Genomic DNA, 14211 nt, shown 5'->3' with positions numbered 1-14211 from the left:
ATGGCCGTCACCGATCCTCGACCCGAGGAGCCGCCGGTCGCCAAGCGCCGAGCGCCGCGTCGACGCCCCACCACGACCGAACAGCCCGAATCCGTAGGCAACGACTGGCGCGCCTGGCCGGTCTACGAAGCTGCGGATCTCGGCTTCCGCAATTACTGGTACCCGGTGCAGTGGGCGGAGCAGGTGAGCCGAAAGCCGGTCCCGATCCAGCTATTGGGCGAGCGGATCGTCCTGGTCCGTGAAGGGGACGAGATCTACGCGCTGCACGACCGTTGTCCGCACCGTGGGGTGCCGCTGTCCCTTGGCCGCCGGCAGTACGAGGGAACGATCAGCTGTCCGTACCACGGCTGGACCTACCGGCTCGACAGCGGGAAGATGTGCGCTGCCCTGACCGACGGGCCGGAGTCACCGATCAACAACCGGGTCAAGGTGGCGACGTACCCGGTCGCGCAACGACTGGGGCTGGTCTGGGTGTACGTCGGTGACGGCGACCCGCCTCCCGTCGAGCGCGACATCCCGGACGAACTCGTGGACAACGAGTTCGTGATGGGGGGCCGGTGGGAGATCCGTGAGGGGAACTGGCGCTTCGCGGCCGAGAACGGCTTCGACGAGGGACATGCGAAGTACCTGCACAACACAGCTCTCTGGCGACTGTTCAAGGTCATGCCGGCCTGGAACAAGACCCGGATCGTCGAGCAGGACGGATGGCTGGTCCGGGTCCAGGACGAGGTGCACTGGGAGGCCGACTTCCCGGGACTGGGGAAGTGGACCAACCGTCGGTGGTGGAAGCGCATGCCTCTGCCGGACGCCCCGGGCAAGGGCAAGGGCACTGTCAATCCGGTCATCCGGGACCTCAACCTGCCCGGGTTCGTGTCGATCCGGCTCCCCGGGCTGCTCCGGGTCGCGTACCCGCAGTTCATCCACTACGAGTGGTACGTGCCGGTGAACGAGAGCCAGGTGCGCTACGTGCAGATCATGGTCCGCTTCGAGACGGGTGCCAAAGCCATGGCGTTCAAGGCGAAGTACCTAGCCGCCATCCGCTGGCTGTTCCACGGCCAGTTCACCGCGCAGGACGCCTGGATGGTGGATGTGATGAACGCGCCGCCGGAGAAGCTCTACCGTCCCGACCTCTCGCTGACCGCGTGGCGCCGGCACATCGAGCAGGCCAACCCCGAGGTGCAGATCGATCGGACGCCTCATGCCACCTGAGCCGGCGAGCCAGCCGGTCCCGGTGGACGTCCGGTACGCCGGTGGCGTCGTGCCGTTGGCGTACCGGGAGCTCGGGGAGGGCACTGTGATCGTCTATCTGCACGGTGGCGGGCCAGGCTGCACCAGCTGGCTGGACTTCCGTGATGTGTCGCAGCGGCTCGGCCCGGGTTGGCGGCAGATCTTCGTAGACCTTGCCCAATACGGGGATTCGGCGGCGGGCGTCATCGACGGCCCGGCGCTGGACTTCCACGCCTCCTGCGTTCTGTCGCTCCTCGACGGTCTGGGTATCTGTCGGGCACACGTGGTCGCACAGTCGCTCGGTGGCTCGGTGGCGCTCGACATGGCGGCGCTGGCACCGGCCCGGGTGGGCAGGATCGTGGTGACCGGCAGCCAGCCGGTCGCCCATCCTGGCGCCGACCCGTCGCTGGGCGTCAGGGCCCGCCGTGCGTACTACGGCGGCGACGGGCCGAGCGAGGACCGGATGCGGGAACTGCTGGCCGGGCTGGAGTGGCACGACGCCACCGCCGTCCCCGAGCGGACCGTGCGGGAGCGGTATGCCGCGAGCACCACTGCGTGGGCGTTGGCGGTCGCCGACGGCTCGGGACGGGGAGAGCCCCAGGACCTCTCCGACCGGCTCGCCGACATCCCGCACCCCGTGCTCTGGGTGTGGGGGGCGCACGACCCCTTCGCGCCGCCGTCCTACGCCGTCGACGTCGCAGCGTCGATGCGGCGTGCGGACGTCGCGGTGCTGGGCGGCACCTCCCATCACCCACAGGAGGAACGCCCGGCGGCGTACGCGGGGCTGGTCCGTGAGTTCGTGAGCCGAGAAGCGACTGGAGAGGAAACCCGATGAGGATCAAACCGAGGACCGTCCTGGCTGCCACCGTCGTCGGGGCCGCCGTACTGCTGCTCAGCGGTGCGCTCGACAAGCTGCTGCTGCACGGGACGGGCACCGTCGTACGGCGGGAGGGCCCGACCCGATGAGCGAACGCGCCCATGAACTCGATCGCCTGACCGATGCGGCGTACGCGCACGTCACGCCGGATCTGCTGCGCGAGATCGTGGTGGGCATGGTCGACATCGCCAGCCCCACCGGGGAGGAACGCGAGCTGGCCGACTGGGCCGTGGCGCGCCTGACCGCCGCCGGTGTCGACGCGCGCCTGCAGCCGATCGACCTCACCCAGGCCAACGCGGTCGGCTGGATTCCCGGCCGGGCCAACGGCCGGTCGCTGCTCCTGTACGCCCCGATCGACACGTTGACCACCGGCAACCCCGAGGAGGACGAGCCCTACGCCGCTGCGGCGTTGCGCCCTGACATGCGCGCCTGCGCCACCGTGGACGGCGACTACGTCCTCGGCCTCGGCGCGAGCAACCCCAAGGGACACGCCGCCGTGGTGACCGCGGCCGTCGAGGCCATCCACGCCTCGGGCATCCCACTCGAAGGTGACCTGTGGCTCGGGCTCGGTGCCGGTGGCATGCCAACCAACCGGCGGGCCACGCCGCACGTCACGCGCGAGAACGCCGGCCAGGGTGTCGGCTGCTCCTTCCTGCTGGAGCAGGGTGTGTACCCGGACTATGCCCTGATCGCTAAGCCTGGTTGGTCCGTATCGTGGGAAGAGGTCGGACTGTGCTGGTTCGAGGTCGTCGTGAAGGGCACCTTCAGCTATGTCGGCAGCCGGCACCGGATGCGGTACCGCAACCCGATCGTCGAGGCCGGGAAGGTCGTCGCCGGCCTTGAGGACTGGTTTCGTGAGTACAGCGCGGCGCACACCGCCGGGACGGTCGCGCCGCAGGGCAACATCGGTGCGATGCGATCCGGCTGGATGCATCTTCCCGCGGTGTCACCGAGCCAGGCCAGCCTGATGGTGGATCTCCGGATCGGACCGGACTCGTCACCGGCCGCGATCCGCCGCGAGTTTGCCGCCGCCATCGACCGGATCCGGGACACCCACCCCGACCTGGAGGTGTCATGGGAGATGATGCTCTCGATACCTGGCACCCGGACCGATCCGGCCGACCGTGTCGTGCGGGCCGCCGTCGAGGCATGGGAGCGCGCCACAGGGCAGCCACACGAGCCGATCCTGCACAACAGCGGTGCGACCGACGCGAACATCCTGCGGGGCAGGGGAGTGCCGACGGCGCGGATCGGAATGGACCGGATCGGCCCCGACGCGCCCCTGCCGCTCGACTTTCCCGCCGGCATGAACGTCGTGGACATCAGGGAGATGCAGCGCCTCACCCGTCATGTCATCCGTACCGCGCTCGACATCTGCGGGTTGCCGGACGCCGGTGCCCTGCGGTAGCGGTTGCTCCTGCAGGGGATCGATCAGATCTCTCGCGCGTCGAAAGGCACGAGCGTGGCGACGTCGTCGATCTCGGACAGCCGCGACATCGTCTCGAGTAGCGCCGCCGCCGTGCTCGCCGACAGGCCGCCGGCGGCGGCGTTGGTGCGGAACTTCTGGTGGAGGCGTTCTGGGTCGCCATTCACGTTCGGCGTGCCGGTCACCGCGACCACCTCTCCGGTCGCGGTCCTGCAGGACACCCGGCTGTCCCAGGTGAAGGGACCGTCTCGATCCGCGACCAACCGCACCGTCGGCGCCGGCCCGTCCCAGACCGCCCGCGCCTCGCGAAAGAAGGTGGGGTCGGATCCGAAGGCGCGGGACGCCGGGCCGTCCAACAACGTCCACGAGGCCGTCATCCCCGCACGGCGGGGACCGTGGCGGAGGAGGGGTGCAGGCTCGTCCCTGACGCCGTGATCAGTCTGCACGGTCGGCGAGCCGGGGAAGGACCTGCGTGGCCACGTCCGAGGCCAGCTGTTCGGGAAAATCGTAGGAGCCCACGTGCTGGAGGAAGATGGCGGTGGCGCCGAGCCGGTTGGCGGCCTCGATCTTCGTGACGATCTCCTCGGCGGTGCCGAAGAGGCAGAAGGTCTGTGCGAACGCCACCGCGTCTTCGTCGCTCACCCACTCCGCGCATCGGTCCACCGCGAGTTCCCAGTCCTCGGCGTGGATGAGGTCGGGGTAGACGCCGGGCACCTGGGCCGGTACCTCGATGTCGATGCCGGCGGTGGCCAGCGCCGCCCGTCCGCCCTTCTGCGCGATGCCGGCACAGACGGGCTTGAGAATCCGGGCGTCTCGTTCCAGGTCGTCGGTGACCATGGCGTGGGCCGCGACGATGATCTGCACGTCGTCCGGGTTCCGTCCGGCCGTCTCGGCACCCTGGCGCACCAGATGCACGCTGCGTTCGAGCAGCACGGGCGCGACACCGCTGAGCAGGATCACACCGTCGCTGACCTCGCCGGCGAACTGGAGATTGCGGGGCCCGCTGGCGGCGACGTTGATCGGGATTCCGGGGAAGGGATCGCGGAGCCGCCCGGACACCCCGTTGAAAGAGGCCTCCGCACCGGCGAGCAGTCCCCTGATCGTGTCGATGCCGGCCCGTAGCTCCGCCTGCTTGCTCGGGCTCAGCCCCACCGGCTCGACGGAGCTGTTGCCCACGCCGAGCCCAAGCCGGAACCGGCCCTCTGCGGCCTCGGCGACGGTCCGCGCCGCCGAGGCGACCACGCTGGGATGGCGCGTGACCACGTTTGTCACGGCGGTGCCGAGACCGATGCGCGAGGTCCGCAGCGCCGTAGCGAGCAGGCTGAGATAGCCGTCGCGCCACAGCAACTGGGAGTCCGGCACGTAGAGGGTGTCGAAGCCGAGCCGCTCCACCTCGGCGGCGAAGTCGGCCACCTCGGTTGCCGGCCGGCACGGCGGCACGCGGATGCCGACGGAGACGCCAGCGGTCACCGCGGTACCCCCGCCAGGAACTCCAGCGTCTCCTTGTTGAACCGCTCCGCGTGCTCGTGCTGGGGCCAGTGTCCGCACTGCGGGTAGATCGTCAGGGCCGAGCCGGGAATGGCCGCGTGCATGGCGTTGGCCTCCGGGATGTCACCGAACGGGTTCTCCGCACCCCAGACGATGCGGGTGGGCGCCGAAATCCGGGCCATCTGCTCGGTGTTGAGGAGATCCTCGCGGCGGTTGTTCATCTCCTGAAGGCAGAGCAGGTGGTCGAGGTTCGCCATGAACTCGGGCCGGTGGTAGATCGCATGCCGGACCTCGACCAGCTCTTCGGTGGCGTTGCCGGGGTCGTGCATCAACAGGTGCAGGCGCTTGCGGGTCAACTCGATGTCGTCGCTGAGCACGGCCCTCCTGGTGCTGGTCTTGATCCGGTCCATCACCGCCGGATTGGCCACGGTGCCACCGGGGGCGACCAGCGTCACGCTCAGCACCCGCTCGGGGTGGTCGGCGGCCAGGCGGCCGGAAACCCAACCACCGAGGGACTCACCGATGAAATGGGCGCGCTCGATTCCCACCGCGTCGAGGTAGTCGAGCACGTGCCGCACGTACCCCGGGATGCGGTACGGCTGGCCCGGGCTGTCGGTGTAGCCGTGCCCCATCATGTCGATCGCGTGGCATTCCACGTGGTCGGCCAGGACGGCGATGTTGCGGACGAATGCCTCGAGGTGTCCGCTCGTGCCGTGCAGCATCACCACGGGCTCGCCCCGACCGGCCCGCAGCGTACGGGTCCTGAGCCCGCCCGCGTCGACGTAACCGAGGGAGAACTCCACGTTCGCCAGTTCAGTCCAGATAGTCATGCTTTTCCTTTCGGTGCTGCGGGAGACGAAACCGGCTCGAAGAGGGCGACACCCATTCCGGTGAGCCACTCGTCAATCGGCTCGTAGGCCAGGGTCCGGCCGCGCCCCGGGCCGACGGCCGCCGTCATCGCGATCCATGAGCGGATCTCCTGGGCGCCGTTGCCGGCGACGTCCTCGAGTTCGTCGTTGTTCAGGGCGAGCGTCCGGCTGAGGTCTCCGGACTCGAGTTGGGCGAGGAAGTCGCGGTCGAAGTCGGCGTTGACGTCGGGCGTCGCGGCCCGAATGATCTGGCGCCGCCGGACCTCGTACTCCTTCCACTGGTGCCGGCCGTTGAGCCACGCCTCGACGAGGAACCGGTCGTCGTCGGAGAGCGTCTGGGACCAGTCTGGCCAGGGCAGCCGGTGGGACAGGCCGCCGGAGGCGAGCACGAGTACCCGCTTGTCGGCGCCGTCGGCGGCGATCGCGGACGCGATGGACGTGCCCAGCGCGTGGGCACGGGGCAGCGGCATGAGTGGCGGCGTGAACATGTTCACCACGACTGGCACGATCGGGATGTCGAGGCCCGGGACCAGATGTTGCAGGCTGTGGGTGACACCGTGGTCGACCGTGAGCCGGAGCGACAGGGCCGGATCGAAGTGGTCGCCGACCAGCCCGTCGACCAGCTTCTTGGCAAGGTCCTGGTCGACCGGCAGAGCGCCCTCGGGTGTCTGTGCCTCGCCGGCACCGAGCACCTCTGCGACGCCGACGGTGATGGTGGGCATGAGGTCGAGGAACAGGCCACGGAAGTGGTTGGAGCCGATGACCACGATCGTGTCGGGAGCCTGCTCGGCCACGTAGGCACGGGCCGTCTCCAGGCCGTCGCGGAAGCGATGGGCCGAGTCGAGGTGGTCGACCTCGGACCAGTGGGTGTTCATCAACGTGCTGTGCGACGCGGCCACGCCCGCGACGATGGTGCTCATTCCTCCTCCTTCCGGTGGTGCGGGTGGCTGTCGATTGTCGGCCCGCACGTGGTCACGCGGCTTGCTCCGGTGACTCCTTGAGCAGTTCGAGGGCGATGTCGACGATCATGTCCTCCTGGCCGCCGACCAGCTTGCGGCGGCCGGCCTCGACCAACAGCCGCCGCGTCTCGACGCCGTAGCGGACCGAGGCGTTCTCGGCGTGCCGCAGGAAGCTGGAGTAGGCGCCGGCGTACCCGAGGGCGAGTGTCTCGCGGTCGACGCGCACCGGCCGGTCCTGCAGGGGCCGTACGAGATCGTCGGCGGCGTCCATCAGTGCGTCGAGGTGGCAGCCGTGTTGCCAGCCGGAGAGGTTCGCCACCGCTATGAACGCCTCGATCGGGCAGTTGCCGGCTCCGGCGCCCTGGCCTGCCAGCGAAGCGTCCACCCGGGTCACGCCCGCCTCGACCGCGGTCATGGTGTTCGCCACCGCGAGTGTCAGGTTGTGGTGAGCGTGGATGCCGATTTCGGTCTGCTCGGACAGGGCGGAACGGTAGGCGTCTACCCGTTCGCGCACGTCCCGCATCAGGAGATGGCCGCCGGAGTCGGTGATGTAGACGCAGTGGGCGCCGGCCGCTTCCACGATGCGCGCCTGTGTGGCGAGCGACGACGGGTCCGACATGTGGGACATCATGAGGAAGCCCGCGACGTCGTACCCGATCGACCGGGCTGCCTCGATATGCTGGATGGCGATGTCGGCCTCGGTGCAGTGCGTGGCGATGCGGACCGAGCGCGCTCCGGCGTGCCAGGCGTCGACAAGGTCGTCGATCGTCCCGATGCCCGGTATGAGTAGCACGGTGACCTTCGCCCGCTGGACGGTCTCGGCCACGGCCGTGATCCAGTCCAGGTCGGTGTGGGCACCTGGCCCATAGTTGACGCTGCTGCCGGAGAGGCCGTCGCCGTGGCTGATCTCGATTGCGTCCACGCCCGCGTTGTCCAGCGTGGCGGCGATGGTGCGAACCTGGTCCAGGGTGTATTGGTGGCGGACAGCATGCATGCCATCGCGGAGGGTGACATCCTGGATGTAGAGGTTGCTGCCGGTCATGAGCTTGCCTTCCACGTCGTGAGCGGCTGCCGACTGGCCAGCAACTCCCCGACACGCACCGCAGCCGAGGTCATGATGTCGAGGTTGCCGGCGTAGGCAGGCAGGTAGTCGCCGGCGCCGGCTACCTCCAGGAACACGGTGACGAGGTCGAGGTCGCCGTCGGCCTGGTCCCCGGCGAGCGAGCGCAGCGGGTCGCCGCAGGCGAGTCGCCGCACCTGAATCTCCTGCTTGATCGAGTAGCCCGGCACGTACTCCCTGACCCGCTGCGCCATCTCCGCGACGGACCGCCGGATCTCCTCGGCGTACCCGCCACCAGTGACGCAGTAGACGGTGTCCCTCATGATCATCGGGGGTTCGGCGGGGTTGAGGATGATGATGGCCTTGCCCCTGCGGGCATTGCCCACCGTCTCGATCGCACGGCTCGTCGTTTTCGTGAACTCGTCGATGTTCGCCCTGGTGCCGGGCCCGGCGGACCGGGAGGCGATGGAGGCCACGATTTCCGCGTAGTGGACGCGGCTGACCGCGCTGACGGCCGCCACGATCGGAATGGTGGCCTGGCCCCCGCAGGTGACCATGTTGACGTTCGGTTCGTGCGCGAGCTCCGCCAGGTTCACTGCGGGCACGACCAGCGGTCCGATGGCTGCGGGCGTGAGGTCGACGACCGGGATGCCGGTTTCCCGGAGTTGCTCGTAGTTCGCCACGTGGGCCCGCGCCGATGTCGCATCGAACACCACTGCGATCTCGGCCAGCTCCGGGATGCCCAGCAGGCCCCGTACGCCTTCTGCGGTGGTCGGCACGCCCAGCTTGTCAGCCCGCGCGAGGCCGTCGGACCGAGGATCGATGCCGACCATCGCACCCATGCTCAACACGTCCGAGCGCAGTACCTTCATCATGAGATCGGTGCCGATGTTGCCGGAACCGATCACGGCAACCTTGCGCGACCGCCCAGCGTCGCCGGGCCGCCCGATGCCGCTGCCGACGGGTGACGTCACGAGGATGCCCCTTCCGAGAAGCTGACGGTGACGGCCTCGGCGTCGCCGATCGTCGCGGCGAAAACATCGTGTGGTGTTACGGCGCACATCGGTCCGAGCGCCCCGCTGAGGACGATGTCACCGGCCTGGAGATGCTCACCCATCGCGATCATCGCTCGATGCGTTGTCGGCGATCGTGTCGACGATGGCGATGTCCCACCGCTCGATGCGGCTGTCGACGATCTCAAGGGCTGGGCGAGCGCAGCGGATCAGTGGTACGAGGCCCTCGGGGTCGTTCGGGACGCGGGTGATCGGTTCCGCGATCTCGAAGGCGACCTCAGCTTCGATCTTCGGCTGTAGCAGCTTCGTGCAGGCGACGGTACTGTGGTTCGGCACGCGCATGGAGCCCAACAGCGTGCCGAAATCGGGTTCGGTTACACCGAGTTGCTGCTGGACCGCGGCCGAAGTGAGTCCTATCTTGCGTCCCACGATCGTGTCGCCAGCCGCTACGAGTCTTTGGATGTTGTGGCGCTGCACGTCGTAGGCGGCCCGGATGTCCGCGGAACCGAGGGTCGTGCGGACCGCCGGAACCGGCGTCCGGGTCGTCGCCGCCCGGCGGAGGCTATGGGCCGCGTCATGCAGGCGGTCATGGACCGGTGAACGTGTGGACATGGCTCCACCTTGGCCGATTTGGGTCTTGACGTGGACCGTCTGTCCCGTGTCACGGAACGCGTACCGTCCCTGATCGGGGGTGTGCTGGCTTACGCCGGCTCATCTCGTCGTGCTCCTAAGCTGTCTGGTCAGTCCCAGCGTCGCCGTCTTAACGGCGGCGGCGAGCTGCGGAATCCGGTACTGCGCGATCGGCACGGAGATCGACATGGCGGCCACCGCCTCGCCCTGGACGATCACTGGCGCGGCGACACACGCCCGACCCAGCGTGGCCTCCTCGCTCTCGAACGCCAGTCCGGTGGCGCGGATCTCGGCCAGTTGCCGTCGGAGCCGTTCCGGGTCGATGACCGACTTGGTGGTGATACGGCGCAGGGGTTTGGCGAGCACCGCGGTGCGGATCTCGTCGGTGCTGAAGGCCAACAGAGCCTTCCCGACGGCGGTGCAGGTCAACGGCAGGCGTCCACCGACCCGTGATGGCAGCGCGAGATCGGAGTGTCCGTAGATCTTCTCCACATAGATCACGTCGGTGCCGTCACGGACGCCGAGGTGCACCGTCTCATGGGTGGCGAGGAAGAGATCCTGCATGAACGGCAGCGCGCTCTCGCGTAGTCGCTGCTTGAGCGGCACCAGGGCGCTCAGTTCGAACAGGCCGAGGCCGAGTTCGTAGCCGTCGGCGTCCCAGGCGAGGAGTTGGTGGTCGATGAGGGCCTGGCTGAGCCGATGCGCCGTCGACTTCGGCATCCCGGTGCGTTCGGCGATTTCACTCAGCCTCAGCTTGCGATCTCCCGACCGGAACGCCTGGAGGATCCGCATGCTCTTCTCGAGCATGTTCGCCTGATCGCGACTCCTCGTGTCCCGTGTCATGGGACTGCTCCTTACCGTCGGTCGGTGCCACCGAGTAGACATCCTCCTCACCACGGCCGGTGCTTCGATCCGTGCGAAGCCGGTGGCGGTGGCCGGGCTCGACAGGGGCGTGATCTCCGTCCGAACAGCCGCTTTTGTTACGTGACAAAGCCTGATCGATCGCGGTTTTGCCTCTTGACGAGATAGCCGTACATCGTACGATACAGAACACGAAACGCGTTGACCAGGAGATGTTCTGCCACCCGCAACCCGAGCTGCACAACTTACGGGAGTTGCTATGCCGCAGTCTGTGACGAGGGAGCCGAGCCTTGTGTCCCGGCCTCGCGTACCCCGCGTGCCGGTTCCGCCGGCGTGGGTCCGCTTCGTCCTTCGGCGGGTGCTGCGCGGCGTGCTGGTCCTGTTCGCGCTCTCCCTACTGGCCTTCGGGTTGGTGCACATGCTGCCCGGGAGTCCGGTCGACACACTGGCCGGTCCCTATAGCGACGCGGCCACGCGCGCCCGGCTCACGACCGACCTGGGGCTCGACAAGCCCCTCCCGGTTCAGTACGTGACGTGGCTGTCCAACACGCTGCGAGGTGACCTCGGCACCTCGGTCTTCAACGGCCTTCCGGTGCGCGAGATGATCGGCGAACGGCTGCCGAACACCCTGGAACTGGCGGTCTTCGCGACCATCATCTCGGTCGCATGGGGGGTTCCAGCCGGGGCGTTGTCCGCGATGCGCCGTGGTCGCGCCGTGGATGTGACGGCCCGGACCGTAACCTTCGTCGGCCTGGCCATCCCGGTGTTCGCCTTCGGCGTGGCGCTGGTCCTGCTCTTCTCGATCCTCTTTCCGGCTTGGCCGACCCTGGGATTCGTACCCTTCTCCGAGGATGCGGTCAGGAACCTGCAGAGCATGCTGTTACCCAGCATTGCGCTCGGGTTGCCACTCGGATCGACGCTATGCCGCTTCATGCGCTCGTCGATGCTCGAAGTCTACGAGCAGGACTTCATCCGGACCGCGCTCGCCACCGGCAGCACCCAACTGCAGGCGACGATGCGGCACGGACTACGCAACGCCGCCGCCCCCGTGGCGACAGTCGCGGGGCTGCAGATGGCCGGCATCGTCGGCAACTCGATCCTGATCGAGAACGTGTTCGCGATTCCAGGGATCGGACAACTCACGGTCACCGCGATCACGCACCTCGACATCGCGGTGGCGCAGGCCTGCATCCTCGTGCTGGGCGCTACCTATGTCGTGCTGAACCTCGCGGTTGACCTCCTCCTTCCACTCATCGACCCGCAGATCGGAAAAGATCGATGACGGCTGTAGCGCCAGGTCGGGCTGGCACCGCATCCCGTGGATGGTGGTCACCCGTACTGTCCGTGTTCCGTTCTCGGCGGGAAGCCGCCGTCGGGGTCGTCCTGTTGGTCACACTCGTCGTGCTGTCCATGACCGTCAGCCTGTGGACGAACTATTCACCGTCTGAAGTGGCTGGTGCGCCCTTCTCCGCCCCGAGCGGGGCACATCCGCTGGGCACAGACGACCTGGGGCGGGACTACCTGGTCCGGCTGCTGACAGCCGGCCAGACCTCGCTCGGTATCGCGTTCTTCGCGGCGGGTATCGCCCTGCTGGTCGGCTCGGCCATCGGGATCGCCGCCGGGCTCCGGGGTGGCTGGCTCGACTCGGTGCTCATGGCAGTCATCGACCTCGTCCTCTCCTTTCCCTCGTTGCTGCTCGCGCTGAGTGCGGTCACCGTCTTCAGCCCTACCAAGACCACTCTCGTGCTCGTCCTCGCCCTGATAGCCGTACCACAGTTCGCCCGTGTGGTCCGTTCACGATGCATGGAACTGAGGGAACGGGAATTCGTTCTCTCCGCCCGCGTCTCCGGTGTGCCGGATCCGATCATCGCGGTCAAGCATCTCGTGCCGAACGTGCTGCCGCTCATGACAGTCCAGTTCGCCAACACAGCGGCGATCGCCATTCTCGTCGAGTCCTCGCTGAGCTACCTCGGGCTCGGTGTGCAGCCCCCCGATCCGAGCTGGGGAAACATGATCTACGCCTCGCAGAACTACATGACCGACAGCCCGTGGCTGCCGCTCGGGCCGGCCGGGGTGCTTCTGCTCGCCTCGGTTGCCTGGGGCCTGATCGGCGAGGGCTTCAACAGCGGACGCCGCTCCCTGATCTGACCCTGGCACCAGCTTCCGTCCCCCAGCTGTGTCGGTCTTTCCGACAAGCTCCCGAAGAAAGGCGCAACCATGTCGCTTTTGCATGACGCCCGTCGTCTCGGGGCAATTGCCGCGTCGATAACCGCACTGTCAGTTGTGCTGACCGCCTGCGGTGGCTCGCCCAGTGACTCGAACCCCGGCACCGAAGGGGGCGAGCCGAAACGAGGCGGCACGCTGACCATCGGCGAGGACAGCCAACCGTTGAGCGGGTTTGACCCGATCATGGCCCAGTCCTTCAACTCCAAGCGGATGGTCTCGCAGTTCTACGAGGGCCTGCTGGCCCTCGACACCGACCTGGAGACGCTCAAGCCCGCGCTCGCCACAGAGTGGAAGGAGGTGTCGTCGACCGAGTACGAGTTCACTCTCCGGGAGGGCGTCAAGTTCCACAACGGGGAGACCCTGACCGTGGAAGACGTCGTGTTCAGCCTCAAGCGGATCACCGACCCGAACCAGCACTCGCCGTACTCCTCGCTCTACAACTTCGAGACCATCGAGGCCGTGGGCCCGAACACCGTCAAGATCACTCTTGATCGCCCGCAGGCATCCCTGTTGCACCTCCTCGCCCAGCCCTGGAGCGCCGGCATCGTCGACGAAAGCTGGATGCAGGGGAAGGACAAGGACGTACTCAAGACCCAGGCGAACGGTACCGGCCCGTTCAAGCTCCAGAGTTTCCAAGAGGGCTCCCTCATCAGCACCGTCCGGTTCGACGGGTACTGGGACAGCGAGCGACCCTACCTCGACCGGGTCGACTACCGGCTGATGGCGGACGAGTCCACCCGCCAGCAGGCGCTGTCCTCGGGTGCCGTCGACATGGTCCAGGTGCGGCTGCCCCGCAACGCCACAGCGCTGGGCGACCGCGGCATGAAGGTCGGCGACGGCTTCAACCTGACCTACTGGGTGGGCCTCGACGTGAGCCAGGGGCCGTTGGCCAACGACAAAGTCCGGCAGGCGATCAGTCTCGGGCTGGATCGCAAGCAGCTCATCGAGATCGGGTCCCAGGGCACCGGCGAGCTGGCGTACACCGTTCCGCCTGCCGACCCGCTCGGCGCCCCGGCGAGCGAGGACACCCCGTTCTACAAGCACGACCCGGAGCGGGCGAAGCAACTGCTGGCCGAGTCGGGCGTCACGAACGTCAAGCTCAAGCTCGCGATCCAGTCCGAAAACCAGCAGTCGCTGCCGACCGCCCAGCTGATGAGCGAGCAACTCAAGAAGATCGGCGTCGACCTGCAGGTGCAGCAGGTTCCGTTCGCGACGCTTGTCAGTAACCTGCTGTCCGGCAACTGGCAGGCAGACATGATCCAGCTCAACGCCGCTTTGAACGCGGACGCCAGCCAGTACCTCGCGCTCTGGTTCGCCAAGGGCATCCCGTCGACCAAGGTCGACGACCAGAAGCTGTGGGACATGATGGAGAACGCGATCTCTACCACCGACGGTATCGAGGCACGTCGGACGATGTACAAGGAGATCACCGACTACATCGCTACGAACGTCTACCAGATCGTGCCGTACGCCTCTCCGAGCCAGTTCGAGGTCTGGTCGCCCAAGGTGCAGGGCTACCAGGCGGATGCCAGCGGAACCCGGCTCTTCCTCAAGTACGCCTGGATGGGATGACCT

General features: G+C 67.7%; 16 protein-coding genes. 7 read left to right on the top strand and 9 right to left on the bottom strand.

What is annotated here, in order from left to right; translation table 11 throughout:
- From ID554_RS07080 to ID554_RS07070, 4 genes are read left to right on the top strand one after another with little or no spacing between them, the layout of a single operon-like run.
- Nucleotides 1-1209: a Rieske 2Fe-2S domain-containing protein gene (locus ID554_RS07080; RefSeq protein WP_117228562.1), complete on the top strand. Its 1209-nt coding sequence runs from the start codon at nucleotides 1-3 to the stop codon at nucleotides 1207-1209.
- Nucleotides 1199-2062 carry an alpha/beta fold hydrolase gene (locus ID554_RS07075; protein ID WP_117228561.1) on the top strand — a complete coding sequence of 288 codons (864 nt, stop codon included), beginning with the start codon at nucleotides 1199-1201 and terminating at the stop codon, nucleotides 2060-2062. Before ID554_RS07080 ends, ID554_RS07075 begins: the two co-directional genes overlap by 11 nt.
- The gene (locus ID554_RS32355; protein ID WP_263407327.1) at nucleotides 2059-2193 is read left to right on the top strand and encodes a hypothetical protein; all 135 of its coding nucleotides are present in this window, start codon (nucleotides 2059-2061) and stop codon (nucleotides 2191-2193) included. Before ID554_RS07075 ends, ID554_RS32355 begins: the two co-directional genes overlap by 4 nt.
- Nucleotides 2190-3512 carry a M20 family metallopeptidase gene (locus tag ID554_RS07070; protein ID WP_117228560.1) on the top strand — a complete coding sequence of 441 codons (1323 nt, stop codon included), beginning with the start codon at nucleotides 2190-2192 and terminating at the stop codon, nucleotides 3510-3512. Before ID554_RS32355 ends, ID554_RS07070 begins: the two co-directional genes overlap by 4 nt.
- Before the next feature lie 23 nt (nucleotides 3513-3535).
- Here the strand turns inward: ID554_RS07070 and ID554_RS07065 are convergent, their stop codons facing one another.
- The 9 genes from ID554_RS07065 to ID554_RS07030 all read right to left on the bottom strand — a co-directional run bounded on the left by ID554_RS07065 (nucleotide 3536) and on the right by ID554_RS07030 (nucleotide 10392).
- Nucleotides 3536-3715 carry a hypothetical protein gene (locus ID554_RS07065; protein WP_147333468.1) on the bottom strand — a complete coding sequence of 60 codons (180 nt, stop codon included), beginning with the start codon at nucleotides 3713-3715 and terminating at the stop codon, nucleotides 3536-3538.
- A 250-nt stretch (nucleotides 3716-3965) separates the two neighbouring features.
- Nucleotides 3966-5000 carry an LLM class flavin-dependent oxidoreductase gene (locus ID554_RS07060; protein ID WP_117228558.1) on the bottom strand — a complete coding sequence of 345 codons (1035 nt, stop codon included), beginning with the start codon at nucleotides 4998-5000 and terminating at the stop codon, nucleotides 3966-3968.
- A complete protein-coding gene (locus tag ID554_RS07055) occupies nucleotides 4997-5848 on the bottom strand; it encodes an alpha/beta fold hydrolase (RefSeq protein ID WP_117228557.1) in 852 nt (283 codons plus the stop codon). Before ID554_RS07055 ends, ID554_RS07060 begins: the two co-directional genes overlap by 4 nt.
- Nucleotides 5845-6807 (bottom strand): DODA-type extradiol aromatic ring-opening family dioxygenase, encoded by a 963-nt coding sequence (locus ID554_RS07050; protein WP_117228556.1) that lies wholly within the window; start codon nucleotides 6805-6807, stop codon nucleotides 5845-5847. The genes ID554_RS07055 and ID554_RS07050 overlap by 4 nt, the downstream gene beginning before the upstream one ends.
- Before the next feature lie 52 nt (nucleotides 6808-6859).
- A complete protein-coding gene (gene dmpG / locus ID554_RS07045) occupies nucleotides 6860-7888 on the bottom strand; it encodes a 4-hydroxy-2-oxovalerate aldolase (RefSeq protein WP_117228555.1) in 1029 nt (342 codons plus the stop codon).
- The gene (locus ID554_RS07040) at nucleotides 7885-8880 is read right to left on the bottom strand and encodes an acetaldehyde dehydrogenase (acetylating) (protein WP_223884469.1); all 996 of its coding nucleotides are present in this window, start codon (nucleotides 8878-8880) and stop codon (nucleotides 7885-7887) included. The genes dmpG and ID554_RS07040 overlap by 4 nt, the downstream gene beginning before the upstream one ends.
- Nucleotides 8877-9023 (bottom strand): hypothetical protein, encoded by a 147-nt coding sequence (locus ID554_RS31425; RefSeq protein ID WP_223884468.1) that lies wholly within the window; start codon nucleotides 9021-9023, stop codon nucleotides 8877-8879. Before ID554_RS31425 ends, ID554_RS07040 begins: the two co-directional genes overlap by 4 nt.
- Complete coding sequence (locus tag ID554_RS31420) at nucleotides 9016-9531, bottom strand: 2-keto-4-pentenoate hydratase (RefSeq protein WP_199489205.1); 516 nt, start codon at nucleotides 9529-9531, stop codon at nucleotides 9016-9018. The genes ID554_RS31425 and ID554_RS31420 overlap by 8 nt, the downstream gene beginning before the upstream one ends.
- A 99-nt stretch (nucleotides 9532-9630) precedes the next feature.
- Nucleotides 9631-10392 carry an IclR family transcriptional regulator gene (locus tag ID554_RS07030; RefSeq protein WP_199489204.1) on the bottom strand — a complete coding sequence of 254 codons (762 nt, stop codon included), beginning with the start codon at nucleotides 10390-10392 and terminating at the stop codon, nucleotides 9631-9633.
- Nucleotides 10393-10726: 334 nt separating this feature from the next.
- Between ID554_RS07030 and ID554_RS07025 the strand changes: the two genes are divergently transcribed.
- The 3 genes from ID554_RS07025 to ID554_RS07015 all read left to right on the top strand — a co-directional run bounded on the left by ID554_RS07025 (nucleotide 10727) and on the right by ID554_RS07015 (nucleotide 14208).
- On the top strand, nucleotides 10727-11692 hold the full coding sequence (locus ID554_RS07025) for an ABC transporter permease (RefSeq protein WP_158573747.1): 966 nt from the start codon (nucleotides 10727-10729) through the stop codon (nucleotides 11690-11692).
- 128 nt (nucleotides 11693-11820) lie between these two features.
- Nucleotides 11821-12558, top strand: coding sequence for an ABC transporter permease (locus ID554_RS07020; RefSeq protein WP_191088736.1), 738 nt, complete (start codon nucleotides 11821-11823; stop codon nucleotides 12556-12558).
- Nucleotides 12559-12798: 240 nt separating this feature from the next.
- Complete coding sequence (locus tag ID554_RS07015; protein WP_191088735.1) at nucleotides 12799-14208, top strand: ABC transporter substrate-binding protein; 1410 nt, start codon at nucleotides 12799-12801, stop codon at nucleotides 14206-14208.
- Nucleotides 14209-14211: the final 3 nt, after the last annotated feature.

This window comes from Micromonospora craniellae, assembly GCF_014764405.1.
Taxonomy (GTDB): Bacteria; Actinomycetota; Actinomycetes; order Mycobacteriales; family Micromonosporaceae; genus Micromonospora; species Micromonospora craniellae.
This window is presented reverse-complemented; position numbering and strand designations above follow the sequence as displayed.

Excerpts from the sequence above, each read along its gene's own strand:
- ID554_RS31420 (WP_199489205.1), bottom strand. The coding sequence starts at position 9,531 with ATGTCCACACGTTCACCGGTCCATGACCGCCTGCATGACGCGGCCCAT.
- ID554_RS07070 (WP_117228560.1), top strand. The coding sequence starts at position 2,190 with ATGAGCGAACGCGCCCATGAACTCGATCGCCTGACCGATGCGGCGTAC.
- ID554_RS07075 (WP_117228561.1), top strand. The coding sequence starts at position 1,199 with ATGCCACCTGAGCCGGCGAGCCAGCCGGTCCCGGTGGACGTCCGGTAC.
- ID554_RS07080 (WP_117228562.1), top strand. The coding sequence starts at position 1 with ATGGCCGTCACCGATCCTCGACCCGAGGAGCCGCCGGTCGCCAAGCGC.
- ID554_RS31425 (WP_223884468.1), bottom strand. The coding sequence starts at position 9,023 with ATGGGTGAGCATCTCCAGGCCGGTGACATCGTCCTCAGCGGGGCGCTC.
- ID554_RS07020 (WP_191088736.1), top strand. The coding sequence starts at position 11,821 with ATGACCGTCAGCCTGTGGACGAACTATTCACCGTCTGAAGTGGCTGGT.
- ID554_RS32355 (WP_263407327.1), top strand. The coding sequence starts at position 2,059 with ATGAGGATCAAACCGAGGACCGTCCTGGCTGCCACCGTCGTCGGGGCC.
- ID554_RS07050 (WP_117228556.1), bottom strand. The coding sequence starts at position 6,807 with ATGAGCACCATCGTCGCGGGCGTGGCCGCGTCGCACAGCACGTTGATG.
- dmpG (WP_117228555.1), bottom strand. The coding sequence starts at position 7,888 with ATGACCGGCAGCAACCTCTACATCCAGGATGTCACCCTCCGCGATGGC.
- ID554_RS07030 (WP_199489204.1), bottom strand. The coding sequence starts at position 10,392 with ATGACACGGGACACGAGGAGTCGCGATCAGGCGAACATGCTCGAGAAG.
- ID554_RS07055 (WP_117228557.1), bottom strand. The coding sequence starts at position 5,848 with ATGACTATCTGGACTGAACTGGCGAACGTGGAGTTCTCCCTCGGTTAC.